The sequence below is a fragment of the Halobaculum magnesiiphilum genome (assembly GCF_019823105.1).
GTDB lineage: Archaea > Halobacteriota > Halobacteria > Halobacteriales > Haloferacaceae > Halobaculum > Halobaculum magnesiiphilum.
The window spans coordinates 876153-901007 of record NZ_CP081958.1; the positions used below are offsets into that span (position 1 = coordinate 876153).

Annotated in this window: 24 protein-coding genes; 16 read left to right on the forward strand and 8 right to left on the reverse strand. The window is 70.2% G+C overall.

Annotated features, from left to right (window positions below; all coding sequences use genetic code 11):
* Positions 1-78: 78 nt before the first annotated feature.
* The 7 genes from K6T50_RS04455 to K6T50_RS04485 all read left to right on the forward strand — a co-directional run bounded on the left by K6T50_RS04455 (position 79) and on the right by K6T50_RS04485 (position 9956).
* Positions 79-2232 carry an ABC transporter substrate-binding protein gene (locus tag K6T50_RS04455; RefSeq protein WP_222608198.1) on the forward strand — a complete coding sequence of 718 codons (2154 nt, stop codon included), beginning with the start codon at positions 79-81 and terminating at the stop codon, positions 2230-2232.
* 88 nt (positions 2233-2320) lie between these two features.
* Positions 2321-3367: an ABC transporter permease gene (locus tag K6T50_RS04460; RefSeq protein WP_222608199.1), complete on the forward strand. Its 1047-nt coding sequence runs from the start codon at positions 2321-2323 to the stop codon at positions 3365-3367.
* A 4-nt stretch (positions 3368-3371) separates the two neighbouring features.
* Positions 3372-4826, forward strand: coding sequence for an ABC transporter permease (locus tag K6T50_RS04465; RefSeq protein WP_222608200.1), 1455 nt, complete (start codon positions 3372-3374; stop codon positions 4824-4826).
* Positions 4826-5938, forward strand: a complete 1113-nt coding sequence (locus tag K6T50_RS04470; protein ID WP_222608201.1) for an ABC transporter ATP-binding protein — start codon at positions 4826-4828, stop codon at positions 5936-5938. The genes K6T50_RS04465 and K6T50_RS04470 overlap by 1 nt, the downstream gene beginning before the upstream one ends.
* Entirely contained in the window at positions 5935-7431 is a 1497-nt protein-coding gene (locus K6T50_RS04475) for an ABC transporter ATP-binding protein (protein ID WP_222608202.1), read from the forward strand. Before K6T50_RS04470 ends, K6T50_RS04475 begins: the two co-directional genes overlap by 4 nt.
* Before the next feature lie 999 nt (positions 7432-8430).
* Positions 8431-8892, forward strand: coding sequence for a DUF5805 domain-containing protein (locus K6T50_RS04480; protein WP_222608203.1), 462 nt, complete (start codon positions 8431-8433; stop codon positions 8890-8892).
* Positions 8889-9956, forward strand: coding sequence for a tyrosine-type recombinase/integrase (locus K6T50_RS04485; RefSeq protein ID WP_222608204.1), 1068 nt, complete (start codon positions 8889-8891; stop codon positions 9954-9956). Before K6T50_RS04480 ends, K6T50_RS04485 begins: the two co-directional genes overlap by 4 nt.
* 314 nt (positions 9957-10270) lie before the next feature.
* Here the strand turns inward: K6T50_RS04485 and K6T50_RS04490 are convergent, their stop codons facing one another.
* Positions 10271-10681 carry a hypothetical protein gene (locus K6T50_RS04490; protein ID WP_222608205.1) on the reverse strand — a complete coding sequence of 137 codons (411 nt, stop codon included), beginning with the start codon at positions 10679-10681 and terminating at the stop codon, positions 10271-10273.
* A 365-nt stretch (positions 10682-11046) separates the two neighbouring features.
* Here K6T50_RS04490 and K6T50_RS04495 point away from each other — a divergent pair, with 365 nt between their 5' ends.
* Complete coding sequence (locus K6T50_RS04495) at positions 11047-11829, forward strand: ribonuclease H-like domain-containing protein (protein ID WP_222608206.1); 783 nt, start codon at positions 11047-11049, stop codon at positions 11827-11829.
* A gap of 54 nt (positions 11830-11883) precedes the next feature.
* On the opposite strand, the gene K6T50_RS04500 is transcribed toward K6T50_RS04495, so the two are convergent.
* Together K6T50_RS04500 and K6T50_RS04505 are read right to left on the reverse strand one after the other, a co-directional pair.
* Positions 11884-12078, reverse strand: a complete 195-nt coding sequence (locus tag K6T50_RS04500; protein WP_222608207.1) for a DUF5800 family protein — start codon at positions 12076-12078, stop codon at positions 11884-11886.
* A gap of 58 nt (positions 12079-12136) precedes the next feature.
* Positions 12137-13225 (reverse strand): sodium:calcium antiporter, encoded by a 1089-nt coding sequence (locus tag K6T50_RS04505; protein WP_222608208.1) that lies wholly within the window; start codon positions 13223-13225, stop codon positions 12137-12139.
* Between the two features lie 108 nt (positions 13226-13333).
* Here K6T50_RS04505 and K6T50_RS04510 point away from each other — a divergent pair, with 108 nt between their 5' ends.
* Positions 13334-14515: a redox-regulated ATPase YchF gene (locus K6T50_RS04510; RefSeq protein ID WP_222608209.1), complete on the forward strand. Its 1182-nt coding sequence runs from the start codon at positions 13334-13336 to the stop codon at positions 14513-14515.
* A 41-nt stretch (positions 14516-14556) separates the two neighbouring features.
* Here the strand turns inward: K6T50_RS04510 and K6T50_RS04515 are convergent, their stop codons facing one another.
* The 3 genes from K6T50_RS04515 to K6T50_RS04525 are packed head-to-tail and all read right to left on the reverse strand — an operon-like array spanning position 14557 to position 17657.
* The gene (locus K6T50_RS04515) at positions 14557-15729 is read right to left on the reverse strand and encodes an aminotransferase class V-fold PLP-dependent enzyme (protein ID WP_222608826.1); all 1173 of its coding nucleotides are present in this window, start codon (positions 15727-15729) and stop codon (positions 14557-14559) included.
* Positions 15730-15731: 2 nt separating this feature from the next.
* Entirely contained in the window at positions 15732-16850 is a 1119-nt protein-coding gene (locus K6T50_RS04520; RefSeq protein ID WP_222608210.1) for a pyridoxal phosphate-dependent aminotransferase, read from the reverse strand.
* 60 nt (positions 16851-16910) lie between these two features.
* Positions 16911-17657, reverse strand: coding sequence for a proteasome assembly chaperone family protein (locus K6T50_RS04525; protein ID WP_222608211.1), 747 nt, complete (start codon positions 17655-17657; stop codon positions 16911-16913).
* 84 nt (positions 17658-17741) lie between these two features.
* On the opposite strand from K6T50_RS04525, the gene K6T50_RS04530 reads away from it, so the two are divergent.
* The gene (locus K6T50_RS04530; protein WP_222608212.1) at positions 17742-18713 is read left to right on the forward strand and encodes an RsmB/NOP family class I SAM-dependent RNA methyltransferase; all 972 of its coding nucleotides are present in this window, start codon (positions 17742-17744) and stop codon (positions 18711-18713) included.
* Positions 18710-19252, forward strand: coding sequence for a DUF7122 family protein (locus tag K6T50_RS04535; protein ID WP_222608213.1), 543 nt, complete (start codon positions 18710-18712; stop codon positions 19250-19252). The genes K6T50_RS04530 and K6T50_RS04535 overlap by 4 nt, the downstream gene beginning before the upstream one ends.
* A gap of 48 nt (positions 19253-19300) precedes the next feature.
* Here K6T50_RS04535 and K6T50_RS04540 read toward each other — a convergent pair whose 3' ends face one another.
* Positions 19301-20827 (reverse strand): DUF790 family protein, encoded by a 1527-nt coding sequence (locus tag K6T50_RS04540; protein WP_222608827.1) that lies wholly within the window; start codon positions 20825-20827, stop codon positions 19301-19303.
* Positions 20828-20945: 118 nt separating this feature from the next.
* Here K6T50_RS04540 and K6T50_RS04545 point away from each other — a divergent pair, with 118 nt between their 5' ends.
* Positions 20946-21359: a hypothetical protein gene (locus K6T50_RS04545; RefSeq protein WP_222608214.1), complete on the forward strand. Its 414-nt coding sequence runs from the start codon at positions 20946-20948 to the stop codon at positions 21357-21359.
* A gap of 45 nt (positions 21360-21404) precedes the next feature.
* On the opposite strand, the gene K6T50_RS04550 is transcribed toward K6T50_RS04545, so the two are convergent.
* Complete coding sequence (locus K6T50_RS04550; RefSeq protein ID WP_222608215.1) at positions 21405-22793, reverse strand: DEAD/DEAH box helicase family protein; 1389 nt, start codon at positions 22791-22793, stop codon at positions 21405-21407.
* Between the two features lie 149 nt (positions 22794-22942).
* Here K6T50_RS04550 and K6T50_RS04555 point away from each other — a divergent pair, with 149 nt between their 5' ends.
* The 4 genes from K6T50_RS04555 to K6T50_RS04570 all read left to right on the forward strand — a co-directional run bounded on the left by K6T50_RS04555 (position 22943) and on the right by K6T50_RS04570 (position 24854).
* The gene (locus K6T50_RS04555) at positions 22943-23710 is read left to right on the forward strand and encodes a winged helix-turn-helix transcriptional regulator (protein ID WP_222608216.1); all 768 of its coding nucleotides are present in this window, start codon (positions 22943-22945) and stop codon (positions 23708-23710) included.
* 55 nt (positions 23711-23765) lie between these two features.
* Positions 23766-24179, forward strand: a complete 414-nt coding sequence (locus tag K6T50_RS04560; RefSeq protein ID WP_222608217.1) for a DUF7344 domain-containing protein — start codon at positions 23766-23768, stop codon at positions 24177-24179.
* Positions 24176-24514, forward strand: a complete 339-nt coding sequence (locus tag K6T50_RS04565) for a HalOD1 output domain-containing protein (protein ID WP_222608218.1) — start codon at positions 24176-24178, stop codon at positions 24512-24514. The genes K6T50_RS04560 and K6T50_RS04565 overlap by 4 nt, the downstream gene beginning before the upstream one ends.
* Before the next feature lie 103 nt (positions 24515-24617).
* Positions 24618-24854, forward strand: a complete 237-nt coding sequence (locus tag K6T50_RS04570; RefSeq protein WP_222608955.1) for a hypothetical protein — start codon at positions 24618-24620, stop codon at positions 24852-24854.
* Position 24855 lies beyond the last annotated feature (1 nt).

Genomic DNA, 24855 nt, shown 5'->3' on the forward strand with positions numbered 1-24855 from the left:
AGCGATCCGGAGGCGTATATATACACATAGGACTGCAGATGGCAAGTTATTTGCTGTCTGAACGGACGCATGTACCTGATGTCCGAGGACACCACTCGGCGGCGCTTTCTCACGGCGGCAGGCTCGGGCGTGGCGGCGGCGCTCGCGGGCTGCTCCGGGAACCAGCCGGACGAACAGTCGACCGAGGCCGAAACCGACACGCCGGAATCGACGTCGACGGCGACCGCGACGCCGGAACCCGAACGGCAGTACACCGGCGGGACGCTCCAGTTGGCCTCCAACGGCCCCGTCCAGACGCTCGACCCGATAAACGCGAAGGGGTCGGGGGCGGGATACAACCAGTACAACGGGACGCTCATGACGTTCGAGAACGGGGACCTGCCGCCGGTCGCCGGGCTCGCGACCGACTACGAGGTCTCCGAGGACGGCCGCACGTACACCTTCCAGCTCCGGGAGGGCGTGCGCTTCCACAACGGCGACGAGCTGACGGCGCAGGACTTCGTCTACTCGTGGGAGCGGCTCGCGGGCGCCGAGGAGACCCGCAACGCCGACGACATCGTCGGCGACACGTTCGCCATCGACCACGAGAAGCAAAGCGACATGGACGGCGTCTCGGCGTACATCCCCGGCACGCTGGCCGTCGAGGCGGTCGACGACTACACCTTCGAGTTCACGATGGCGACCGCGTTCACGGGAACGATGTCGCAGATCGCCAGCGGGACGTTCGCGCCGATCCCCGAGGGGTCGGTCGCGTACCCGAAGGACTACGAGGACCACGAGGGCGTGGACGGCCTCATGTGGGAGGGGGAGTACGAGTATAACGAGTACTTCTCGACCCAGGGCGACGGCCCGTACTTCGCTGGCGTCGGGCCGTTCCAGATCGACTCCTGGAGCAAGGGCGACGCGATCACCCTGTCGGCGTTCGAGGACTACTACGGCGAGGGGCCGTACATCGACGAGATCGTCTACACCGTCATCGGCAACCAGCAGACGCGCTTCTCCCGGTTCAAGAACGGGAACCTCGACGTGCTGCTCAACGGGATGCCGACGGCGGCGTTCAACTCCGAGCGCCGGAGCATCGACCGCGACCGCGGCACCTACCGGACGGGCACGTACGAGCTCGACAACGGCGAGACCGTCAACTACGGCGAGGCGCCCGCGCTCGACACGGACTACCTCGTGTTCAACTGCGCTCGCACGCCCAAGCCGGTCCGGCAGGCCATCGCGTACCTGATCAACCAGGAGCGGATCTCTCAGGACGTGTACAAGGGCCTGCAGCCCTCGGCGTACCACCTCACGCCGCCGGGCGCGTTCATGGCCCGCGAGGGCGAGAACCCCGGCGAGAACTACAACAAGCACTACCAGGACGGGCACCGCAACCAGCTCGACCGCTACGCCGACGGCTATCCCTACGGGGTCGGCGAGGCGCGGATCGGCGAGGCCCAGCGCGTCATGGAGGAGGCCGGCTACGGCGAGAACGAGCGTGCGGAAGTCGAGTTCACGGTGTTCTCCGGCGACGGCTCCTGGGACTCGATCGCTCAGACACTGCGCGACAAGGCGACCGCCGCCTACATCGACATCAACATCGTGAAGGCCGACTTCGGGACGATCATCGGCCAGGCGCTCGACGGGTCGATGGACATGTTCTCGCTGGGCGACGGCATGGAGTGGCCCGAGTCGGACAATTTCCTCCGATTCATCCCGCCGTACGACAATCCCAGCGGAATGTTCACCCGGTGGACGTACCAGGTCGTCTGCTCGGAGGTCGACTTCGACGGCGACGGCGCCGAGACGGTCGGCGCGAACGTGTACGAGCAACTCGACGGCGACTTCCCCGAGGACCACGTCAAGGTGAACACCGACGGCAACCAGGTCCGCGTCGCCATCGAGAACGTCACCCCCAACGAGCTGGAGTCGGCGCTCGATGCGGCGGGGTACAGCCACGGCGGGGCCGAGTCGACCCAGGCGCCGTTCGACCCGCTCATGCCTCGCTCCGACCGCCAGTGGGACACGTACCTCGAAAACCGCGGGCCCAGCGACGAGGCGGTTCGCGCCCGCGACGAAGTGTACTACTTCCAGGAGGAGGTCAACTGGGCGGCCGTCCAGGAGCTCCCGCTCGTGCACTCGATCACCCAGCGGCTCTGGCAGGACCGGGTGAACGTCCGCATGGCCGGGACGATGGTGAATCAGACGTTCAACACGCTCACGCTCGAGGACCAGGACGGGAACTGACCCGACCGAGGGGCGGCCGCCTCACGTTTCAACAGTGTTTTTGTAATCCGATCGAACCAACCAACGACACCAGAGACTCCCGCTACACATGAACCGGCTGAAATACATCGTCAAACGCGTTCTCATGTCCGTTCCCGTCCTGTGGTTGGGAACCAGCATGACCTGGTTCATCATCTACCAGGGCCCCGTGGATCCGGCTGCCAACCTCCTGAGCGGAAACGAGCGCCTCACGGAGGCGAAATACGAGGCGGCCCGGACGGAACTGGGCCTCGATCAACCGCCTTTACAGCACTACGTCGACTGGATGTGGAACCTGTTCACCCTCGATCTCGGACAGACCTGGCTCGTATACACCGGGTCGAACGTCGGCGCGCTGGTGCTGGATTTCCTCCCGCGCACCGTCTGGCTCGGCTTCTGGTCGGTGCTCATCGCCATCCTGATCGGCGTTCCCCTGGGCTTTTACGCCGGGATCCGGTCGAACACGGTCGCCGACTACATCGCCTCCGTCTCCGGGATCGTCTGGCGTGCGATGCCGAACTTCTGGCTCGCGGTGATCCTCCTCGCGCTGCTGGTCGGCTCGGAGCCGCTGTTCGGCTTCGATTGGGACACCTTCCTGGTCGACCTTCCCTCCGGCGTGACCGGAAATCCCGGCCTGTCGTACATGGCCGGCGACCCCCTCGCGCTGTTCACACAGCCGGGGGAGACGCTCGCGGCGATCAAGAAGATCCTCCCGGCCGCGCTCGTGTTGGGCTCGGCGTCGATGGGCAACGAGATGCGTATCGGCCGGACCGCGGTCCTCGAAACGAAGAACGAACAGTACGTCGACTTCGCGCGCGCCCGCGGCGTCTCCGGGCGTGCGATCGTCTGGAAGCACGTGTTCCGGAACGCGCTCGTCCCGCTGGTTCCCGTGATCACCACGGAGGCGTTCCTCCTCATCGGCGGCAGTGTTCTCGTCGAGTCCGTGTTCGGGATCAACGGGATGGGGAAGCTGTTCTTCGACGCCGCGATCCAGGGCGACCTCCCGCTGGTCGGGTCGCTCATGTTCGTGTTCATCGTGCTCATGCTCACGATCAACATCGCACAGGACATCCTCTACACCCTGATCGACCCCCGCGTCGGCTACGACGGGACCTGACTCCATGGCTACACAATTCAACACGTACACCGAAGGCGAGGCCGCACCGCTTCGAGACAGAGTCATGGCGAACCCCCGCCCGGCTGCGGTGTGGGTCGGCGTCGCCGCCGTGTTGTTCGGGCTGCAGGGGGGCGCGGTCGTGCAGTTCCTCGTGGCGCTGATCGTGGACGCCGCGTCGGCGCTCCCTGGCGTCGCCGTTCCCGCCGCCGTGAGCGCGCTCGAACGGGTTGCCGACGCCGTCCCGACGCTGCTATCGCGAGAGACGATCCCGAACCGAGGGTACTACGACGGCAGCGGCTACGTCGGCACGTTCCTCGGCCTGTCGCCGGATCTCGCGTGGCTCCTCCGGGTCACGCTCATCTACGCGTACTCGTTCGCGGCGCTGGCGTGGGTGTGGATCGGCTACGAGCGGTACCGCACCCACTACCGGATCGCCGACTGGACGCCCCGCGACGACGTGATCGACCGGTTCCGCGGCCACAAGTGGGGCCTGTTCGGCGTCGTCGTCGTCGCGATGTTCTTCGTGATGGTCCTGTTCGCGCCGGCGCTCTCCCCGACGACGACGGCGGCGAACCTCGAAGACCCCTACGGACACGAGGTCACCTACTGGGCCGACGGCGAAACCCAGACCGTGACCGTCGGCCAGGCGAACCTGGGGTCGCAGTCGCAGGGAACCCCCCAGGAGAACGTCGGCCCGATGCAGTACGACGACTACGGACGGATCCACCCGTTCGGGACCCTCCCCAGCGGGAAGGACTTGTTTACCTTCATCGCCCACGGGTCTCGGATCTCGCTGATCATCGGACTGGTGTCCGTGGGCCTCTCGGTGTCGATCGCGGTCGTCCTCGCGCTGATGACGGCGTACTACAAGGGGAAGATCGACCTCGGCGCGGTGCTGGTCTCCGACGCGGTGATGGGGATGCCGCAGTTGCTCCTGCTCATCATGCTGTCGGTGATCCTCTCGGGGACGTGGATCGGGAAGATCTACTCGGGGGCGTTCGTGCTCGCGTTGATCTTCGCGGGCACGGGCTGGCCGGCGATGTGGCGCTCGTTCCGCGGTCCGGCGTTGCAGGTGTCGAACCGCGAGTGGGTCGACGCCGCGAAGTCGTTCGGACAGACCCCCGGGACGATCATGCGAAAGCACATGCTCCCGTACATCACCGGCTACGTGCTCGTGTACGGCTCGATGACGCTTGGCGGGGCGATCATCGCCATCGCCGGCCTCTCGTTCCTCGGGCTGGGCGTCAACCCGCCCACGCCCGAGTGGGGACGGGCGGTCAACGCCGGTCAGGACTACGTGACGACCGCCTCCTGGCACATCTCGCTCATCCCCGGCATCCTGATCACACTCGTCGTGACCGGGTTCAACGCCCTCGGTGACGGCGTTCGCGACGCGATCGATCCGGAGTCCGACGCGGAGGATCAGGGCGGCGCCAGCGGCCGCGGGGGTGGTGCCTGATGCGACCGAACCCGGTCGACGGCGCCGACGAGCCTCCGACCGGCGACGGCCTCAGAACGGACGGCGGCGACGCGCTCCTCGAGGTGGAGGGGCTGACGACCGTCTTCCACACCGACAAGGAGACGATCCGCGCGGTCGACGACGTCTCCTTCGCCGTCGAGGAGGGCGAGACGCTCGGGATCGTCGGCGAGTCCGGGTCGGGGAAGTCCGTGACGGCCCGCTCGATCCTCGGGCTGATCGACTCGCCCGGAACCATCGAGTCCGGCTCGATCCGCTTCCGGGGGAACGAACTGACCGGCGGGAACTGGGACACCCACCGCGGCGACGTCTCGATCGTGTTCCAGGACCCGAGCAACTCGCTCAACCCGGTGTACACCGTCGGGAACCAGATCCGCGAGACGCTGCGGATCCACCAGGGGCTCACCGGCGCGGCCGCCCGCGAGGAGGCCGTCCGGCTGCTGGAGTCGGTAGGGATCCCCGACGCCCGCCGGCGGGTCACGGAGTACCCGCATCAGTTCTCCGGCGGGATGAAACAGCGGGCGGTCATCGCCGTCGCGCTGGCGTGCGACCCGGACCTGCTCGTCTGTGACGAGCCGACGACGGCCCTCGACGTGACCATTCAGGCGCAGATACTGGAACTGCTCGACGAACTGCAAGAGGAGGAGGATCTCGCGATCGTGTTCATCACCCACGACATGGGCGTCATCGAGGAGACCGCCGACCGCGTGAACGTCATGTACGCCGGCGAGATGGTGGAGTCCGCGCCGGTCGAGGAGCTGTTCGACTCCCCGCAGCACCCGTACACGCGGGGGCTCCTGGCGTCGATCCCCGGGCGGACGGTCAGCGGCGACCGCCTGCCGACGATCGGCGGGGAGGTGCCCACGCCGACGACGGAGCCGACCGACTGCCGCTTTGCCGACCGCTGTCCGGAGGCGTTCGACGCGTGCGAACGCGTCCACCCGGAGCCGGTCCGGGTCGGCCCCGACCACACCGCCGCGTGTCTGCTCCACGAGGAGGCGTACGACCACGACCCGGACGCGGGCGCCCCCGGAGCCGAACGCGGTGTCGACGGCGCCGACGACGCCGTCGCCGACGGGGGTGATCGCGAATGAGCCGCGGCGACTCGTCGGCGAGTTCGGACGCGGACCGGGCGAGCGCGTCGGCCGCCGAGGGAGCGACAGAACCGGCGGCGGCAGCCGGAAGCGCCGACCCTACCGACGCTGACGCCGGCGGCCCCGACACAGCCGACCCGGACGCCGGGGGCGAGACGCTCGTCGAGGTCCGGAACCTGAAGAAGTACTACGACGACGACGGGTTCCTCGGCGACGACCCGGTCAAGGCCGTCGACGGCGTCTCCTTCGACATCCGCCGCGGCGAGACGCTCGGGCTCGTCGGCGAGTCCGGCTGCGGGAAGACGACGCTCGGCCGGACGATCCTCGGCCTCGAGGACGCGACCGACGGCGAGGTCGTCTCGGACGGGCGCAACGTGGCACGCCTCTCGGGGAAGCAGCTCCGCGAGTGGCAGCGGGACGCACAGATGGTGTTTCAGGACCCCGAGGCGAGCCTGAACGACCGGATGACGGTCGGCGAGATCGTCCGGGAACCGCTGGACGCCCACGACTGGGGGACCCCCGACGAGCGGAAACGACGCGTGTTCGAGCTGCTCGATCTCGTCGGGCTCAACGAGGAGCACTATTACCGCTACCCCCACCAGTTCTCGGGCGGGCAGCGCCAGCGCGTCGGGATCGCCCGGTCGCTCGCGCTCGAACCCGAGTTCATCGTGCTCGACGAGCCGGTGTCCGCCCTCGACGTGAGCGTCCAGGCGCGGGTGATCAACCTCCTGGAGGACCTTCAGGAGGACCTCGGACTGACGTACCTGTTCATCGCGCACGACCTCTCGGTCGTCCGCCACATCGCCGACCGCGTCGCCGTGATGTACCTCGGCGACATCGTCGAGCTGGGCGACACCGAGGCGGTGTACACCGACCCGGCGCACCCGTACACCCGGTCGCTGCTGTCGGCGATCCCCGGCAGCCACACGGGCACCGACCGCCGGCGCGTGACGCTGCGCGGGACGCCCCCGTCGCCGCGGGACCCCCCGCAGGGGTGTCGCTTCGCCACCCGCTGCCCGGCGAAGGTCCGTCCCGAGGAGTTCGACGACCTCTCGGGGACCGCCTGGGAGCGCCTCGACGCGCTCCACACGGTGTTCCGCGAGCGCGCGAACAGCGAGACGGGAGTGACGGAACTGCTGAAGCAGCGCCTCGGGCTCGCGGCGGCCGCCGACGACATCGACGAGGTGGTCGCCGACCTGTTCGGCTGGCATCCCGACGACGGCGCCGTCCCCGAGGACGTGGGCCCGGACGAGCCGCTCCTGTCGGGCGACGCCCGCGCGGCCGTCGAGGACGCCGTCGACGCCGCCCGCCGGGGCGACGACGCGGCGGCGGCGACGCTGCTCACGGAGACGTTCGGCTCCGTCTGTGACGAGCAGCGCCCCGAACGGCACGTCGTCGACGACGACGGCCGCGTCAGCGCGTGCGTCCGCCACGACGCGGAGTACGAGTCGCCCGGTCCCGTCATGGCGCGTCGGTACGGCGACGACGACTGAACCCCCGGTTTTTCGCGACCCGTTGGCTCGGAAATTCGATCGCCGGACCCCCGCCATTGTATATCGCGATATACGATTTATCAGTCGGAGACGAACCGACTTCTGACGGAGTAGAACCGACAGAAACAGTCGGCCAGCCCGCCGAGAGCGGGAGATCGAGGCGTCGCGAGGCGTCGTCGGCCCCGAAGCGACACGGCGGGAGGTCACGACGGTCGTCCGCGAGGAGACCGACGAGCTCGTGTTGTGTCGCCCTGACACCCGGATCCGACGATCGATGGCGAGGAGACGGGCGACGCCGTCGCCGTCGACACCCCGCTGAAGGCCGCCGGTGGCAACGGTACCGCTTTCCCGAGAAGGAGCGTGATGAAATCAGAACGGCGAGGTGATTCACGCGAGATTCCGAGTGCATCCGAGTACTGTACTACGGTACCCTCGGCAGAAGGCAACATCTAGCCGGAACGGGCCGAGACCCGGTACCCCTCAACGAGAGACAGATACATGTCCGATCTGACCTGCAAGGCCGGGAACCCGCCCTGGAAGGCGACTGCTCCGGGCCATCGCTGTGTACCTGCTGCGGCCGCCCAATAGCCTCATCAGGGAGTACCGCTGACGTTCGGTCGGATGGATATCGCGGCACTCCGATCGGCCAGCGCCCCGAGACCCGTTCGCCCGCCCGCTCGGTCGGCCGCGACCAAGGAGCGTGTGAACCATCGGTCGTCATTTAGCGATCTGAGCCACCCGGTTCGGACCCATCATGCACCGCAACTACGCTACCCCACTAGCGCCGACATCGAACGTGATGGGGCGGGAATAGAATCAGACAGAATTCTGCATCAAATTGTGCTGCTCCCCGAAATCAAGTAGATGCAGTTAAACAGGCGTTTCAGGGACTAGAGAGCAGATTTATTCCGGATAGGAGATTTGAAGCAATACATAGAATTAGTGCATTAGGACAGTAGATTGCATCAGATTGATGGTGATCGCCCCGATGAAGTGGGTATGAGCGACGCGGACGCCGACACCGAACGGGTCGCCGTGACCGCCCGGGTGCCGGCCTACCAGAAGGAGGCGTGGGTCGCCGACGCCGAGCGCCTCGACATGTCCCAGTCGGAGTTCCTCCGGACCATGGTCCAGGCCGGCCGGCGCGACCTCGGGATCGCCGACGAGTTCGGTCCGCCGGCCGGAACCGACCCGCGATCGGTTCCGGATCACGAAGATCAGGCAACATCGGCCGGGAACGAGGAAGGAGCTTCTCCCCCCTCACACCCCAGGGGTGACGGCCTCGAAGACGACCTCCTCGGCGCCCTCTCGGACGCCGGAGTCATGTCGTTCGACGAACTCGTCGAGGCGGTCACCGGCGACATCGAGGAGCGCGTCGACGAGACGATGGGCGAACTCCAGTCGCGCGGGCTGGTTCGCTACAGCGGCCGCGACGGCGGGTACGTCCCGGTGGAGCGATGAGCGCCGCCGGCGGAACCGACGGCGGCGACGCGGACGACGATCCGATCGGCTACTTCCTCGAGGACATGGAGCTCCACGGGAAGAGTCGGCGGACGCGTGCGGAGTACGGCCGCGTTCTCAGGCGATTCGAGGGGTTTCTCGCGGACCCGACGCGCGGCCCCGGCGGCGGCGCAAGCGAACCGGAGGCGGCCTCACACCGCGACTGCATGGCGTTCGTCCACGAACTGCGCCGCGATCCGGACCTGACGGACTCGACGACGGCGACGTACGCCGCGTACCTCCACCGGTTTTTCGCGTACATGACGCAGGTCGGCGCGTTCGACGCGAACCCGATGGCGCTGGTGATGGAGGAACTCGACGAGCGGATCGACACCGACCCGACCCGACGGGAGATCTCCGTCCCCGGGATGCGGCGCTTCGTCGGCGACATCACACACCCGCTGGAGCGCGCGCTCGTCGTCACGCTGTTGAAGACGGGGATGCGCGTCGGCGAGCTGTGCAACCTGGACCTGCGCGACGTGTCCCTCTCACACGAGCTCGACGGCTACGATATCGGCGGTCGCGCACAGGTCGACGGGCGACCGAACTCCCTGTTCGTCGCCAGCGAGCCGTCCGTGGGCGAGGTGTACAACGGCGAGGAGCGGACCGCCTCGAACAAACGCAAGCGCGGCACGGTCGTCCCCGTCGACGACGAGCTCGCGGAAGCCCTCGTCCGGTGGCTCGCGGTCCGTCCGGACCCGGTGTCGCCGGCGGAGCCGCTGTTCGTCGGCACCGGCAGCGGGTGGGGCGAGCGCCTCACGCCCGAGCAGGTCGGCCGCGTCGTGCGATCGCACGCGACCGACGCCGGGTGGTACGAGACCGGCGCCGGGGCCACCGAGAACGTCACGCCGCACTACTTCCGGCACTTCTTCACCACACACCTCCGGGACCGGATCGGCGACCGCGGCGTCGTGAAGTACCTCCGCGGCGACGTGGCAGACGACATCATCGACACCTACACCCACAACTGGGGCGACAACGTCCGAGAGACGTACGAGCGCCACATCTACTCGCTGTTCGAGTAGCCGAACGGCACGCTCGGACCGTCCTCGCGGCCGAAGAGTCCTGCTTCTCTCCGCTGGTCTCGGAGGAGAGAGCGGTACCCTGTTAGAACTATACACTCGTGTACCGTGGAGACCGCGGTTCGAGACAGTCTGATAAACTGTATTTCGATATATAGAATTCATCCCCCGATCCCGGACCCGCGGTCGTGGGTCGGCCGGGGATACGAACCCTGAGGCGGGCGCTCGCGAGTGTTGCGGCCGGAACTGTCCGATGACGACATCCGGCGAAGAGGGAGGTGTCCGCTTCACGAACTGGCCCCCCGGGCACGTCGCGTTCAGCCGGCGGCCACGTCCGCGACGGCCGCCACGAGGACGGTGAAGAACGTCGCGACCAGCACTGCCTTCGTCGTCTCGACGGCCGAGCGCTCGCCCTCGAGCGGGAGCCCGTACAGAAGGACGATCAGCAGGGAGACGCCGACCGCGATGGCGACCGTCGAGAGGAACCGCAGGGGGAGCCCGGCCACGGTTCGCTCGGCCGAGGGGTCGCGGCGCTCGACGGCGGTGTAGAGGGCGAGGTAGGTGAGCGCAAGCGCGATCGCGACCGCGGCGACCGCTCGCCGGAGGCTCATCCCCGCGGCGATCTCCCAGACGTCGCCGGGGATCAACAGCCCACCCGCGATCAGCAACGCGCCGGTCAGCTGTTGGAACAGGTCGGCCCGATCGAAGCGTTCCGGACGGTTCGCCACACAGTCGGGTACACGGCCGTGCGCAAGTAGGCACCGGGGGGACACCGCGAGCGCGACCGCTCGGACTCGAGGGTCACCGAGCGGTTCGCTCCCCGATCAGCGACGGGTCGTCGTTGGCGGGCGAGTTCACGCGCGGGAGGCCGGATAGTACCGCATGTCGTCGCAGGGAACGGGCGCCTGCAGAGCCGGCGTTTCGATTGTGTCGGCGAGCCAGTCCCCGCGGCCGCGTGCGTCGCCAGCGCGGAACGGGAGTCCGACGGGGCGCAACAGAACCCTTTAGCCTCGGTGCGCCCCCACATCGACCGACACGACGGCCGCGGAATCGGGGCGACGGCTCGTCCCGCCGCCCGCGGTCGCGCACAACCATGCGCATCAGAAACAGCTTCATTCCGGTCGAGGGGGTCGGCGCGACGACCGAGCGCCGCATGTGGGAGAACGACATCCGCGAGTGGGGGGAGTTCCGGCAGGACCGTGCGCCGGGCGTGGGTGCGACGACCGCCTCGCGCATCGAGTCGTTCATCGACGAGGCGAGCGAGCGCCTCGACGACCGCGACGCGCCGTTCTTCGACCGGGCGTTCCCCTCGGGCGAGCGCTGGCGGCTGTACGAGGACTTCCGCGACGGCGCGTGCTTCTTCGACATCGAGACGACCGGCCTCTCTCACGAGCGCGATCGCGTCACGACCGTCTCGTTCCACCGCGACGGCGAGACGACGACGCTCGTGCAGGGGCGGGACCTGTCGGCGGAGTCGCTGCGCGAGCAGTTCCGCGAGGCCGACCTCCTGGTGACGTTCAACGGGACGCGCTTCGACGTGCCGTTCCTCGAGACCACCTTCGGAATGGAGATAGACACGCCCCATCTCGATCTCATGTACCCGTGCCGGACGCTCGGGCTGACGGGGGGCCTGAAGCCGATCGAGAACGAGCTCGAGATCGACCGCGACGGCCCGGACATCACCGGCCGCGACGCGGTTCGGCTGTGGCACGAGTACGAGCGCGGCGACGAACGGGCGCTGGAGCGGCTGGTCTCGTACAACCGCGACGACACGGTGAACCTCCGGACGCTCGCCGACGAGGTGGCCGGCCGGCTCCACCGCGAGACGGTCCCCGACGGCGACGACCCGATCGGAACGACGTTGGGCGGGCGGTAAACTCTCCTCGGCGATACCGACCGACGAGTTCGGTCGCAGTGCTCGCGTCCCGTCTCAGACGATGTCGCCGATGCGGCGCGGCTCGCCGGACAGCGAGGGGCTCTCCTCGACGATCTTCAGTACCTCGTGGTCGGTCACGTCCATGTACGACTTGCGGGTCGCCTCCTCGATCAGGTCCTTCTCCAAGCGGAACTCGGTCCCCTGATGGACGACGTCGACGCCGGTCTCGTCGAACGAGAGCGTGGTCATGGTCGGTGATAGCCTACGGGGGTAGTTAAGCGGACGGCTCGGGGCGGCGCTCCCCTCATCAGACGATCCGGAGCAGGCTGAGGGTCCACCGGAGAGCTTCCGAGAGAGCGAGCACGATCCCCTCCGGGCGAGTGAGCCGCCGGCCGGACCACAGCGCGGCGACGACTGCGACGGTCACCACGACCAGCCACCCCACGCTCACCAGCGCCTCGGGGGCGACCGAAAGCGGCGTCAACAGGGCCGCGAGCCCGAGCACGCCGAGGACGTTGAACACGCTCGACCCGACGACGTTGCCGACGGAGACGCCGAGGCTTCCCTGGCGCACCGCCACGAGCGACACGGCGAACTCCGGGGTCGACGTGCCGGCGGCGACGACGGTGCCGCCGATCACCCACTCGGAGACGCCGGCCGTCCGCGCCAGCCGGACCGCCGAATCGACGAGGAGATCCCCGCCGGCGACGACGACGGCGACGCCGACGACCACCAGAAGCAGGTCCCGGGCGGGCCCGTCCGCGACCCGTCGCGCCGGCGTGGAGAGGTCGACGGGGTCGGTTCCGGAGGGTCGCCCGACGATGCCGCCGTCAGTCGGTGCGTCGCCGCCGGCCGACGCGTCGGCGACGCTCCGGGCGTCGCCGTCTGCCAGTGCTTCGTCTTCGGTCCGCGCGTCCGCGTCGGCCCGTCCGTCGCCGATGCCCGCGCGCAGCGAGACGGCGATGTAGCCGACCAGCAGCGCGAGGAGCGCGCCGCCCTCCGCGGGCGTTATCCGGAGGTCCGACACCGCGAGCGCCCCCGCCAGCGTCGCGGCCACCAGCGCGACCCCCTCGCGCCGGACGATCCGGGGCTCGACCGCGAACGGGCCGACGACCGCGACGGCGCCGAGGACGACCGCGAGGTTGTAGAGGTTCGAGCCGATCACGTTGCCGACGGCGAGGTCGCCGGCGCCGTCGACGGCGGCGCCGACGGTGACGACGATCTCCGGGCTGGAGGTGCCCACGGCGACGACCGTGAGCCCGATCACCAGCTCCGAGAGGCCGACCCGGCGCGCGAGCCGGACCGACGAGCCGACGAGCAGACGGGCGCCGGCCCACAGCGCCGCGACGCCGACGGCGAGGAGGAGCCCGTCGGCGACCGGCGGGGGAACGACCATGGAGCGACGGTCGTCGTCCGCCGCCGTAACTCCCGGGGCCGTCCGCGTGCGAACCGCCGGGTCGTGCGGACCGAAAGCGCCTTTCGGAGGCGCGGTCGATGCTGCCCCATGATATCCATCGCGCTCGCGGGCAAGCCCAACGCGGGCAAGTCCACCTTCTACACGGCCGCAACGATGGCCGAGGTGGACGTGGGCAACTACCCGTTCACCACGATCGACCCGAACCGGGGCGTCACCCACGTCCGCACCGACTGCCCGTGTCTCGACCGGGAGGAGCGTTGCGGCGATGAGGACTGCCACGACGGCAAGCGGTACGTCCCCGTCGAGCTGCTCGACGTGGCGGGGCTCGTGCCGGGGGCCCACGAGGGGAAGGGACTGGGCAACCAGTTCCTCGACGCGCTCACCGACGCCGACGTGATCCTCCAGGTCGTCGACGCCGCCGGCGCGACGAACGCGGAGGGCGAACCCGTCGAGGTCGGCGAGTACGACCCCGTCGAGGAGGTCGACTTCATCGAGGCCGAGATGGACGCCTGGCTCGCGGGTATCCTCGACCGCAACTGGGAGTCCGTCGAGCGCAAGTCGCGCTCGCCCGACTTCGATCTCGAGGAGGCGCTCACCGACCTGCTGACCGGCTTCGGCGCGACCGAGCGCGACGTGACGATCGTGTTGCGGGGGCTGGAGTACCCCGACGACCCGATCCAGTGGACCGACGAGGACCGCGAGGCGCTGGCGGCGGCGGTCCGCGCCCGCACGAAGCCGATCGTCCTGGTGGCGAACAAGGCCGACATCGCGCCCCCCGAGAACATCGAGCGCCTGCGCGAGACCGACAAGCCCGTGGTCCCCGCGACCGCCGACGGCGAACTCGCGCTCCGCCGTGCTGCGGAGGCCGGCGTCATCGAGTACGACCCCGGCGACGAGGACTTCGAGGTCGTCGGCGACCTCAGCGACCAGCAGGAGGAGGGGCTCGAACGGATCCGCGAGGTGATGGCCGAGTTCGGCGGCACCGGCGTGCAGGGGGCGCTGAACGAGGCGGTGTACGGCCTGCTCGATCTGATCACCGCCTTCCCGGTGCAAAACGAGAGCAAATGGACCGACGCGAAGGGGAACGTCCTCCCGGACGCGTTCTTGCTCCCGAGCGGCAGCGGTCCCAAGGATCTCGCGTACACTGTCCACACCGACATCGGCGACGGCTACCTCCACGCGGTCGACGCCCGCGCGGACCGCCGGATCGGCGAGGACACCGAGCTCGAGGAGGGCGACGTGATCAAGATCGTCTCGACGGCGTCGTAGTCGCCGGCGACATCGTAGTCGAGGCCGCCGGCGTCGTCCGGCTACGGGTCCGCGTTCAGCGCCTCAGCGAGCCGGTCGACCTCCGCCTCGGTGTTGAACGCGTGGACGGACGCCCGCACCGCCTCCGGGTCGGGGAGATCGCGGATCACGATCCCCTCCCCGTGGAGGCGTTCGACGGTCGCCTCGGGGTCGGCCACGTCGACGGTGACGAGCCCGGATTCCGGGTCCTCGGGCGACAGCAGGCGGTGGTCGTCGACCCGGTCGGTCAGCCGGCCCGCGAGATCGAGCACGCGGTCGCGGACGGCGTCGAGCCCGACGGACTCCAACGTCTCGACGGCCTCGCGGAGCCCGACGTGCGGCCCAGGCGACGCGGTGCCGCGCTCGAAGCGCGCGCCGCCCGGGTTCAGGTCGTACGCGTCGGCGCCGGCGTCGTCGACGCTCCGGTAGCTGACCTGCGCCGGGTGCAGGTCGCCCGCGGCGGCCGGGTCGACGTACAACAGCCCGGCGCCCCACGGCCCGAGACACCACTTGTGGCCCGAGCAGGCGACCGCGTCGGCGCCCCACTCGGGCACCGACAGCGGGCGCTGGCCCGGCGACTGCACCGCGTCGACGAGGGAGAACGCGCCCGCGTCGGCGGCGATCTCACACAGCTCCCGGACCGGGAGCCGGGTGCCGTAGTTCCACGACAGCGACGAGAAGCAGGCGAGGTCCGCGTCGGCGACGGCGTCGGCGAACGCGTCCGTGTCGATCCGACCGTCCTCGGTGTCGACGACGCGAACCTCGACGCCGCGGCGGCGTTCGAGCCGCTCGAACGGGAGCGTCCCGGCGGGGTGCTCCAGGTCGGTTCGGACGACCACGTCGCCGGGCTCCCAGTCGAGGGCGGCGGCGACGGCGCTGACGCCGTCGGCGGTGCTCTCGGTGAGGCCGATCGCGTCGGCGGGCGCATCGAGGAACGCGGCGAGTCGCTCCCGCAGGCGCTCGTACTCGTCGAACGCGACCTCGTAGGGATCGGCGTCGGCGAGCACGTCGACCTTGTGGTACCGCTCCCAGGCGGCCGCGGCATCGAGCACCCGCCCCGGCGAGGGGCCTGTCGCGCCCGTGTTGAAGTAGGCGACGCGGTCGCAGGCGGGGATCGACTCGCGCAGCGCCTCCGGTGACCCGGGGCGCTCGCCGTGCTCGGCGTCGAGGTCCGGGTCGAACCCGGCCCCTGACATCGTCACCGTACCGCCTCGGCGGCCTCGGCCATGATCGCAAGCGCCGCCTCCAGGTCGTCCTCGCCGGTGGCGTAGGAGATGCGCGCGTGGCCGGCGCCGTGCTCGCCGAACGCCTCGCCGGGGACGACGACGACGCCGCGCTCGATGCACTCGTCGACGAAGCCCTCGGGCACGCGCGGCATCGCGTAGAAGGCGCCCTGCGGCGTCGGGCAGTCGAGCCCGGCGTCGGCGAGACCCTCGACGACCAGGTCGCGGCGGCGCTCGTAGGCCGCGTGCATCTCGTCGACGACGCTCTGCGGTCCCGAGAGGGCGGCCTCGGCGGCGTACTGTGCGGGGGCGGACGCACACGCCTGTACGTACTGGTGGACCCGGAGCATGCGCTCGATCCGGTCGCTGGCGCCCGTGACCCAGCCGAGGCGCCAGCCGGTCATCGAGTACGCCTTCGAGGCGGCGTTGACGACGACGACGTTGTCGCGCTCGTATTCGATCGGCGAGTGATGGTCGCCGTCGAAGACGAAGTGCTCGTACACCTCGTCGGAGATGCACAACACGTCGTGCTCGCGGGCGATGCGCGCGAACTCCCGCACGTCCTCCTCGGAGGAGACGGTCCCGGTCGGGTTGCCGGGGGAGTTGACGACGAACGCGGCCGTGTCGTCGGTGATCGCGCCCTCGATCGCCGCCGGATCGATCGTCAGGTCCTCGCGCAACGGGACGGGGACGGGTTCGCCGCCCGCGAGCTTCGTCAGGGCGTCGTAGGCGACGAACCCCGGGTCGGGGATCAGGACCTCCTGTCCATGATCCACGTGCGCCTCCATCGCGAGGTGCAGCGCCTCGCTGCCGCCGGCGGTCGCGATCACGTCGCCGGGGTCGACCTCGACCCCCTGGTCACGGGCGTGCTTGTCGGCGATCGCCTCCCGGAGTTCGAGGGTCCCCTTGTTGCCGGTGTAGCCGTCGGTGTCGCCGGCCTCGATGGCGTCGATCGCCGCGCGCTTGGCGTGCTCGGGGGTCGGGAAGTCCGGCTGGCCGAGCCCGAGGTTGATCGCGTCGGCGCCGGCGGCCTCGAACACCTCGCGGATGCCGCTGATGGAGATGCGCTCCACGCGGTCGGAGAACGTCGTCATGAGGGAACCGGCGGCGCCGGCGGTGTTAGGCGTTTCCCTCGGACGATCCCGGCGGGGCGACTACTGGTACATCCGGAGCTGCTGGGCCTGCGAGACGTTCTCCTCGCCCCCCTCCATCTGCGCCGCCAACTGCTCTTTGGCGCGGCGGATCCGCTCGGCGTGCGTCTCCAGGCTCTCCCCGTCGGCGTCAACCCCTGTGAGGGGCTCGACGACCGACTCGAGCACGACCCGCGCGGCGCGGGGGTCCGGGAACTGTGGGTCGGCGTCGACGACCAGCCCGACCGCCGGGAGGTCGGTCTCCATCGCGTGCGCCAGCAGCGCGCCGGTCGGTCCGGAGACGAGCCCGGCGGCCTCGGGGACGGGCACGTCGAGCCCGTCGAGGACGCCGTCAGCGCCGCCGACGGCGATCCCGCGCAGCGTCGGCGATCCGCCGGCCTCTCCGTCCCTGTCGGCGCGAAGCCCCGCGATGTACAGCGGCGTCACGGATTCCTCGCGAAACCACCCCTCGATGCAGCCGGCGAACTCCTCGGCGGCGTCCGGGGAGACGGGCACGTCCGACTGGAGGATCAACAGGTCGGAGTCCGGATCGGCGTACAGGCGCACGGGCGTCGTGACCGCGCGGTCGCCGGCGGCGTAGGCGGCCGCCGCGGGCAGGCCGTCGCAGTGGACGGTCGCGTACAGCTCCGTGTCGAGCGTCTCGACGAGGTGGTCGGCGACGATCTTTCCGACCAGCCCGACGCCGGGGAACCCCTCCACGAGCACCGGGTCGTCGAACTCGCGCTCGGAGACCACGTCGATGTGTCCCATACGCGTACTCGACCGCTCTCGGTCATAAACCTAGGTCGCGCCGGCGTCCGAAAGGGACAACCGCGGCGACGCGAACCCGTGCGTATGAACGATGACGGCGGCGTGCTCGACAGATACGCCCCACTCGTCGACGACGAGGCGGCGTTCCGGGCCGCCTGCGACCGGCCGCTCCCGTCGGTCGTGCGCGTCAACACGCTCGCGACCGACGCCGACCGCGTCGCCCGCGCGTTCGACGAGGAGGGAACCGACTACGAGCGCGTCGACTGGCACGACGGCCTGTTCCGGATGGCCGACCGCTCGCCGGGGACGACGTGGCCGTACGCCCACGGCTGGGTCCACGGGCAGGAGGAGGTGTCGTGTCTCCCCGCCATCGCGCTCGACCCCGATCCCGGGACGCGTGTGTGGGACACCTGCGCCGCGCCGGGGAGCAAGACCACCCACCTCGCGGCGCTGATGGACGACGCCGGGATACTCGTCGGCAACGACACCAGCCTCGGGCGCCTCTCGGCGCTGCGGCACAACGCAGAGCGGCTGGGCGTGACGAACCTCGTCGTCGATCAGCAGGACGCCCGCAACTACTCGCTCAACGGCTTCGGCTTCGACGAGTTCGACGCGACGCTCGTCGACGCACCCTGTTCGTGTGAGGGGACGATCCGCAAGAACCCGGACGCGTTCGACACCTGGACGCTCGATCACGTCCACGAGGTCGCGGGCATCCAGAAGGGGGTCCTCCGACGGGCGGTGCAGGCGACCCGGCCCGGCGGCACGGTCGTCTACTCGACGTGCACGTTCGCGCCCGAGGAGAACGAGGCAGTGCTGGATCACGTGCTCCGCGACGAGGACTGCCGAGTAGTCGAGTGGGACTGCCCGCTGGAGTCGGTTTCGGGGGTCACGGAGTGGAAGGGCGAGGAGTACGACCGGCAGGTGACGCGGGCAACGCGCGTGTACCCCCACCACAACGACACGGGCGGGTTCTTCCTCGCGAAGTTGCGTGTCGGCGGGGGCGGTGAGCGGGAGGGAGCGGAGGCCGACACTGGGTCGGAGGTGGGAGCATGACGGACGAGTCCGACGGCGACGGCGCCCCCGGCAACGACGGGAGCCAGTTCGATCGCCTCCCCGCGACCGCCGACGAGCGCGAGGTGGAGGGACGAGCGACCCGCGCGGAGGTACTCGACTGGTGGGAGGAACGCTTCGGGATCGAGCCGGAGACGTTCGCGGGTCACACTTTCTGGGAGAAGGGGAAGGGGAAGATCTGGGTCTTCGCGGACGACCTCCCCAGCCCGCAGGAGTGCGAGGGCGTCGGAATGACGGTGCTTCGCACGCGCCAGGAGCACTGGAAGCCGACGACGACGGCCGTCAGGAAGTGGGGCCACCTCGCGACGAGGAACGTCATCGAACTGTCGCCGGGGCAGGCGACGGCGTTCGCCGCGGGCCACGACCAGGACCTCCCCGAGTGGGACGGCGACTGGGGGTACCTGATCGCGACCCACGAGCTCGCGGGCGGGCAGGTACCCATCGGCGTGGGACTGTACCTGTACGACGAGCTCCGATCGGTCGTGCCGAAGGGGTATCAGGAGGAGTTGCCGGAGCTCTAGACGGCGGTCACTCCGGGTCGTCCTCCTTCTCGAGGACCGTCTCTTCGCTCAGTCGTCTCCCTTCTCGCGCACCGTCCCCCCGCCCAGCCCCTCCCACTCGACGCGGTAGCCGAGCGCAGACAGCGACGCGCTCGCGTCGGTGAGCCCGGCGTCGTCGAGGACGATCTCCGCCTCCGACAGGGACATCCCGGCCTCGATCTCCTCGCCCACGCGGTCCAGCACCGCGGGTCGCACGAGCGTGCCGCCGAGCCGGCGGTGCTCCGGGAACGCAACGTCCTCCAGCGCGTCGACCGGAACACCGTGCTCGGCGGCCACGTCCGCGACGGCGACCACGTCGCCCTCGGGGGCCAGCTCGTCGGGGAGGCCGGCGGTCACCTCGTCGGCGAGGTCGGCCTCGTACTCCCGGAGCACGTCGACCACGTCCTTCACGCGGACGGTCCCCGAGTAGGTGACGACGCGGTGGTCGCGGGCGGCGATCTCCTCGCCCACGCCGAGGCTCTCGTCGACGGCGACGACGAGCTCCACGTCCTCCACGTCGGCCAGCTGGGCGAGCTTCTTCTCGACGTACTCGGGCGTCCAGAAGCCCATCACCTCGAAGAACACGCGGAAGTCGGCGTGGCGGTACTCGAACGCGAAGTCGGGGATCATCACGCTCGCGCCGACGCGGAGCGGCTCGGGCTCCCTGGTGAGGTCCCAGTCGAGGTCCAGCGCCCGGAACCGGGCGGCGAAGTCCGCCTCGACCCCGGAGTCGAACGCCGGCTCCGCGAGCGGCTCGACGCCCGGGACGGACACGTCCTCGTCGTCGAGTTCCAGCAGGTACTCGCGCCCGCGGTCGTCGATGTCGGCCGAAAGCGTCCACTCGTCGGCGGTCGCGGCAACAGTGCGCAGGAGCCGGGCGAAGGCGGTGCCGTAGCGTCGCGTCCGGCGAAAGAGGGCGTCGGGGCCGGTGATCACCACTTCGCGGTCGGTCGGCCCGTCGCCGTCGCGGACGCGGATCTCGTACAGGAGGCCCAGGCGCTTGGCTGCCGAGACGAGCGCCTTCGGGTCGCTCGACCGGACGCGAACCTCAGTCGCGTCGAACAGCGCCGTCTGGGCGAGCGAGAGGTCGTACTGGACGAGCAGCTCCTCGGGACCCCAGCGCGGGTCGAAGTCGGCGAGCACCCGGTTCGCGTCGCGGTCGGCGTACAGCGACGCCTCGATCTCGTCGGGGTCGACGCCGAGACGGTCGCCAGCGCGATCCAGCGCCGTCGCCCGGTCGTCGGCGTCGGCGACCCCGACCGCCTCCGCGGCCTCGAAGGCGACCCGGCGCGCGCGCCGGGGCGGGAGCGGGGCGCGCGTCTCGAAGACCGCCTCGCGGTCGAGGAGGGCGGCGAACCCGCGCACGAGCTTGTAGTCGTCGGCCTCCCGTTCGAGCGCCTCCAGCGACTCGTCGAGGTCGCTCCGGCGCTCGCCGACGTGTCCCTGGTAGACGCCGAACACGCGCGCGGCGAGGCGACGGGCGTCGGAGTCGCCGGCGACGAACTGCGGCCGATAGCCGCCGCGGCGGCTGACCCGCAGGAGGTCCTTCGTGATCACGGTCGTCGCCGAGTGTACCGGCCCGGCCGATAAAGCGGCGGCGGTGTCGTTCCCCCGTCCGCACTCCGGGACGCCGCGATGGACAAGGTTCATGCCGGATCCGCGAAACCGGGTCGACGTGAACCGCCGGCGCCTGCTCGCGACGGGCGCACGCCTCGCCGCCGCCAGCGGCGTCGCCGCGCTCGCCGGCTGCACGGCCGCTGGGGACCCGTCCGGCCCGCTGACGCCGCCCCGCTCGCCGGAGGCGACGGCGGGGCCCGGCGAGGGACTCGTCATCACCGACTTCACCGACGTGGAGGGCGACGACGGCGACCTCCTCGTCCGTGTCACCGTCGAGAACCGCGGCGGCGAGGAGCGAACCGGCACCATTGTCGCGACCGTGACCGCCACCGTGGACGGCGAGGAGCGGGAGGAAACCGTCTCTCGGGACGTGACCCTCGCTCCCGGCGAGCGAACCGAGGCGACGCTCGAAACCTCGCTGTCGTTCGAATCGTTCAGCGGGAGCGGGTCGATGCGCGTCGAGATCGTCTGAGTCCAGTGTTCGCGCGTGTCGCCACCGACGCAGCCGTGTGTGTCGCTACCGACGCCGCTGCGCGACCCGTTCCTCGGCCGTCTCGTTCGTCACGAGTTCGTACAGCGTCGCCGTCTTCGCGCCGTCGGCCCCGGGGCGAAGGATCCGGCCGAGCCGCTGGGTGAACTCCCGCTCCGAACCGCTGCCCGAGAGGATGACGCCGACGCTGGCCTCGGGCACGTCGACGCCCTCGTCGAGCACGTTCGCCGCGACGACCCGCGAGTAGGTGCCCTCGCGGAACCGCGAGAGCGTCTCCCGGCGCTCCTCGGTCCCGGTCTCGGCGGTGATCGCGGGGATCAGGAACCGCTCGGAGATGCGGTAGACGAGCGCGGTGTGGGCGGTGAAGACGATGACGCGCTCGCCGCGGTGGCGGTCGAGGATGCGGCCGAGCCGGTCGAGCTTCGCGTCGGCGTTCATCATCACCTCGCGGGCGCGCTGCTTGGCGAGCAGCGCTTCGCGGGCGCGCGGATCGTTCCCCGAACGCTTCACGAGCTCCTGGTAGTCCGAGCCGGAGGTGAACCGGATACCCGCGTCGCGGACGTAGTCGACGAAGGTCCCCTGCGCCTCCTCGTAGCGCTCGCGCTCCGCCCCCGACAGCTCCACCTCGATCCGGCGGACCTCGTAGTCGGCGAGGTGGTCGCCGGCGAGGTCGTCGGGGTCGAGATCGTACACGACCGGGCCGACCAACTCGGCGACCGCCTCGTGGGCGCCGTCGGGGCGCTCGAACGTCGCCGTCAGGCCCAGACGCGCGGGCGCGGCGAACAGCCGCGCGATGTCCCGGTACCCCTCGCCGCCGAGGTGGTGGACCTCGTCGAGGACGAGCAGGCCGAAGCGGTCGCCCAGTTCGTCGGCGCGGAGGTACGCCGAGTCGTACGTGGCGACAGTGAGCGCCTCGACGGTCTGCTCGCCGCCGCCGAGGCGGCCGACGGGCACGTCGAACGTCGCGGAGAGTTCGCGGTGCCACTGCTCCAGCAGGTCGACGGTCGGGACGACGACGAGCGCCGGCGTCCCCGCGGCCGCGATCGCCGCCAGCGCGATCACCGTCTTCCCGCTCCCGGTCGGGAGTTCGAGCACCCCCCGGCGGTCGTTCGCCTCCCAGGCCTCGAGCGCGTCGCGCTGGTATTCGCGGAGGGTGTAGCCGGAGTCGAGCGGCGGGAGCGGCGGGAGATCGAGCACGCGGTCGTCCACGTCGCGGCCGCGGTCGCGGAGGGCGTCGCGGATCTCGCGGTAGCGGTGGGCGGGCGCGCGGCGGGCGTCCGAACGCGCGTCCGTCTCGACGCCCGGGAGGCCGTCGGGGTCGACGCCGGCGGCGGCCGCGCCGGCGACCCGGACAGTCCCGTCCTCGTAGGTGAGCGTGACCGACGACACGGCCGGGGATGGGTCTCCGGGGCGCATAAGTCCGCCGTCGGGGGTCGACCGTGCGAACGGTAACCACCCTGTACCCGTTCGGAAGCCGTTCGGCAGGTCCGTTTATCTTCGACCGTTCGATATCCCCGTTCGGGCAGCGCCCCGAGCGGACGGGGCGCTCCGCCCGGTATCGAACCATGACCCGAACACCGCGGCCACGCGCGACGTTCGTGCTCGTGCTCGTCGCCGTCGGCGTCGCGATCGCGGGGCCGGCGAGCGCGCTCCCCGCGACCTACCTGTCGGGAGCCGCGCCCGCCCCCGCCGCCGGCGGCTCGAACGACGCCGGGAGGACGATCGACGCCGGACGGACGATCGACGGTTCCGTCGACTCCTCCGGCGACGCGGTCACGACGGACGTGCGGACGATCGCGACGCGAACCACGGCGGCGGTAGCCGACTCGCCGCACGTGCTGATCCCCGTCGCGGGGTACAGCCGGTTCGGGGGCGACGGCTCGGACGCGCTCGACCACGAGACGCGCCGCCGGATGCACGACACGGTCGCCGACTCGCCCGGCATCCACCTCGCCGGGATCGCCGACGCCGTCGGCGAGCCGGTGTCGACCGTCCGGTACCACGGCCGAGTCCTCGAACGCGAGGGACTGGTCGAGACGGAGAAGATCCGCGGGAAGAAGCGACTGTTCCCCGCGCTGTCCGGGGAACGGAGCCGGACGCTGGAGGCCGCGCTCGCCGACGGTGCGAGTCGGACCGTGCTGTACTCCGTGTGGCGCAACGAGCCGACCACCGTGAGCGAGCTTGCGGAACGGCTCGACCGCGCGCCGAGCACGGTCTGTCACCACCTGTGCCGGCTGGCGGAGGACGAACTCGTCACCCGCGACCGGGACGGGGAACGGGTCGTCACGACGCTGACGGACGCGGTCCGTACCGCCCTGAAGGGGAGTCACTGACCCTTTCGACGGGTCCGTCAGAACCACTTTTTTATCGGACGTTCTCGGTCGAAGCGTGACGACAGCACGCGGAGAGACGACCGACGACGTGTTCGCGTTGATCGAAGACCGACGGAGGCGGACGGTCCTCCGGTATCTCCGGAACCGGACTGGAACCGGCGATATCACGGTCGGACGGCTCGCCGCCGCCGTCGCGTCGGTGGAGGCCGTCGAGGGGGAGCGAGGGGGCACGGAGGCCACCGACCGCGAGGGCTCCGTCGACCCCGCTGTCGTCGATCAGGTGTCGGTCACGCTGAGGCACGTCCACCTTCCGAAACTGGCCGATCGCGGCGTGATCGATTACGATCCCGACGCAGGGACGGTCCGGTTCGAGGGGTTCGAACCCGGGACGCTCGAGTCGCTCAAGCGGATCGAGCGCGTGGCCGGGGAACTCGCCGCCCCCGGCGACTCGACACGCGCCTCCGGATGACAGACGAGGATCGCGACGCGGATCGACCGGGCCAGTCCGGCCTGACGGTCGGCGACGGCGACACCGTCCTTCGGTACGACCCGGAGACGGCCACCTATCGGGGCACGTTCGACCCGGACGCGACGCCCCCCAGCCTGCTCGTCCCGTTGATCGTCTCCGCGCTTCGCGAGGCTCCCCCGGAGACGCTTCCGGCCCTCCACTACTCGGTCGACCCCTCGGCGCTCGACAGGATCTGCGTCCCGGAGACCGGAGCGGAGGCGCGGTTCACCTACGCCGGGTACCGGTTCTCGCTCGACGGCACCGGGATAGTGTGCGTCGCCGACGCGGACGAGTGACCGACGCGACGGACCGTCAGCCCGTCCGGTTCGCGAGGACCGCGTTGACCGTCGCCCCGCCTCGCCCGCAAGCCACACAAGGCGGACCGCCGAAGCGACGCGTATGAGCGACGAGAACGGCGGCGACGGCGCGGGTGACGGCGAGGGAGACAGCATCGGAGCGGGGATGCACGAAGCCGTCGCGGCGTTCCTGGCGGGCGCCGACGACGTGTACGAGGAGTACGACCAGGGGTACATGGACGCCGACGCGGCGCTGTCGATACTGTCGAGCCGGATCGACGACCTCCGAGACGCGGCCGAATCCGCCGCGGACGCCGGCGGCGATGGCGGCGACGAGTAGG

Coding starts and splice junctions, on each gene's coding strand:
- K6T50_RS04475 (WP_222608202.1), top strand. CDS start 5,935: ATGAGCCGCGGCGACTCGTCGGCGAGTTCGGACGCGGACCGGGCGAGC.
- K6T50_RS04520 (WP_222608210.1), bottom strand. CDS start 16,850: ATGACGACGTTCTCCGACCGCGTGGAGCGCATCTCCATCAGCGGCATC.
- K6T50_RS04505 (WP_222608208.1), bottom strand. CDS start 13,225: ATGGTCGTTCCCCCGCCGGTCGCCGACGGGCTCCTCCTCGCCGTCGGC.
- K6T50_RS04565 (WP_222608218.1), top strand. CDS start 24,176: ATGACAGACGAGGATCGCGACGCGGATCGACCGGGCCAGTCCGGCCTG.
- K6T50_RS04550 (WP_222608215.1), bottom strand. CDS start 22,793: ATGCGCCCCGGAGACCCATCCCCGGCCGTGTCGTCGGTCACGCTCACC.
- K6T50_RS04495 (WP_222608206.1), top strand. CDS start 11,047: ATGCGCATCAGAAACAGCTTCATTCCGGTCGAGGGGGTCGGCGCGACG.
- K6T50_RS04530 (WP_222608212.1), top strand. CDS start 17,742: ATGAACGATGACGGCGGCGTGCTCGACAGATACGCCCCACTCGTCGAC.
- K6T50_RS04465 (WP_222608200.1), top strand. CDS start 3,372: ATGGCTACACAATTCAACACGTACACCGAAGGCGAGGCCGCACCGCTT.
- K6T50_RS04535 (WP_222608213.1), top strand. CDS start 18,710: ATGACGGACGAGTCCGACGGCGACGGCGCCCCCGGCAACGACGGGAGC.
- K6T50_RS04515 (WP_222608826.1), bottom strand. CDS start 15,729: ATGTCAGGGGCCGGGTTCGACCCGGACCTCGACGCCGAGCACGGCGAG.
- K6T50_RS04480 (WP_222608203.1), top strand. CDS start 8,431: ATGAGCGACGCGGACGCCGACACCGAACGGGTCGCCGTGACCGCCCGG.
- K6T50_RS04570 (WP_222608955.1), top strand. CDS start 24,618: ATGAGCGACGAGAACGGCGGCGACGGCGCGGGTGACGGCGAGGGAGAC.
- K6T50_RS04525 (WP_222608211.1), bottom strand. CDS start 17,657: ATGGGACACATCGACGTGGTCTCCGAGCGCGAGTTCGACGACCCGGTG.
- K6T50_RS04500 (WP_222608207.1), bottom strand. CDS start 12,078: ATGACCACGCTCTCGTTCGACGAGACCGGCGTCGACGTCGTCCATCAG.
- K6T50_RS04455 (WP_222608198.1), top strand. CDS start 79: ATGTCCGAGGACACCACTCGGCGGCGCTTTCTCACGGCGGCAGGCTCG.
- K6T50_RS04510 (WP_222608209.1), top strand. CDS start 13,334: ATGATATCCATCGCGCTCGCGGGCAAGCCCAACGCGGGCAAGTCCACC.
- K6T50_RS04460 (WP_222608199.1), top strand. CDS start 2,321: ATGAACCGGCTGAAATACATCGTCAAACGCGTTCTCATGTCCGTTCCC.
- K6T50_RS04555 (WP_222608216.1), top strand. CDS start 22,943: ATGACCCGAACACCGCGGCCACGCGCGACGTTCGTGCTCGTGCTCGTC.
- K6T50_RS04470 (WP_222608201.1), top strand. CDS start 4,826: ATGCGACCGAACCCGGTCGACGGCGCCGACGAGCCTCCGACCGGCGAC.
- K6T50_RS04485 (WP_222608204.1), top strand. CDS start 8,889: ATGAGCGCCGCCGGCGGAACCGACGGCGGCGACGCGGACGACGATCCG.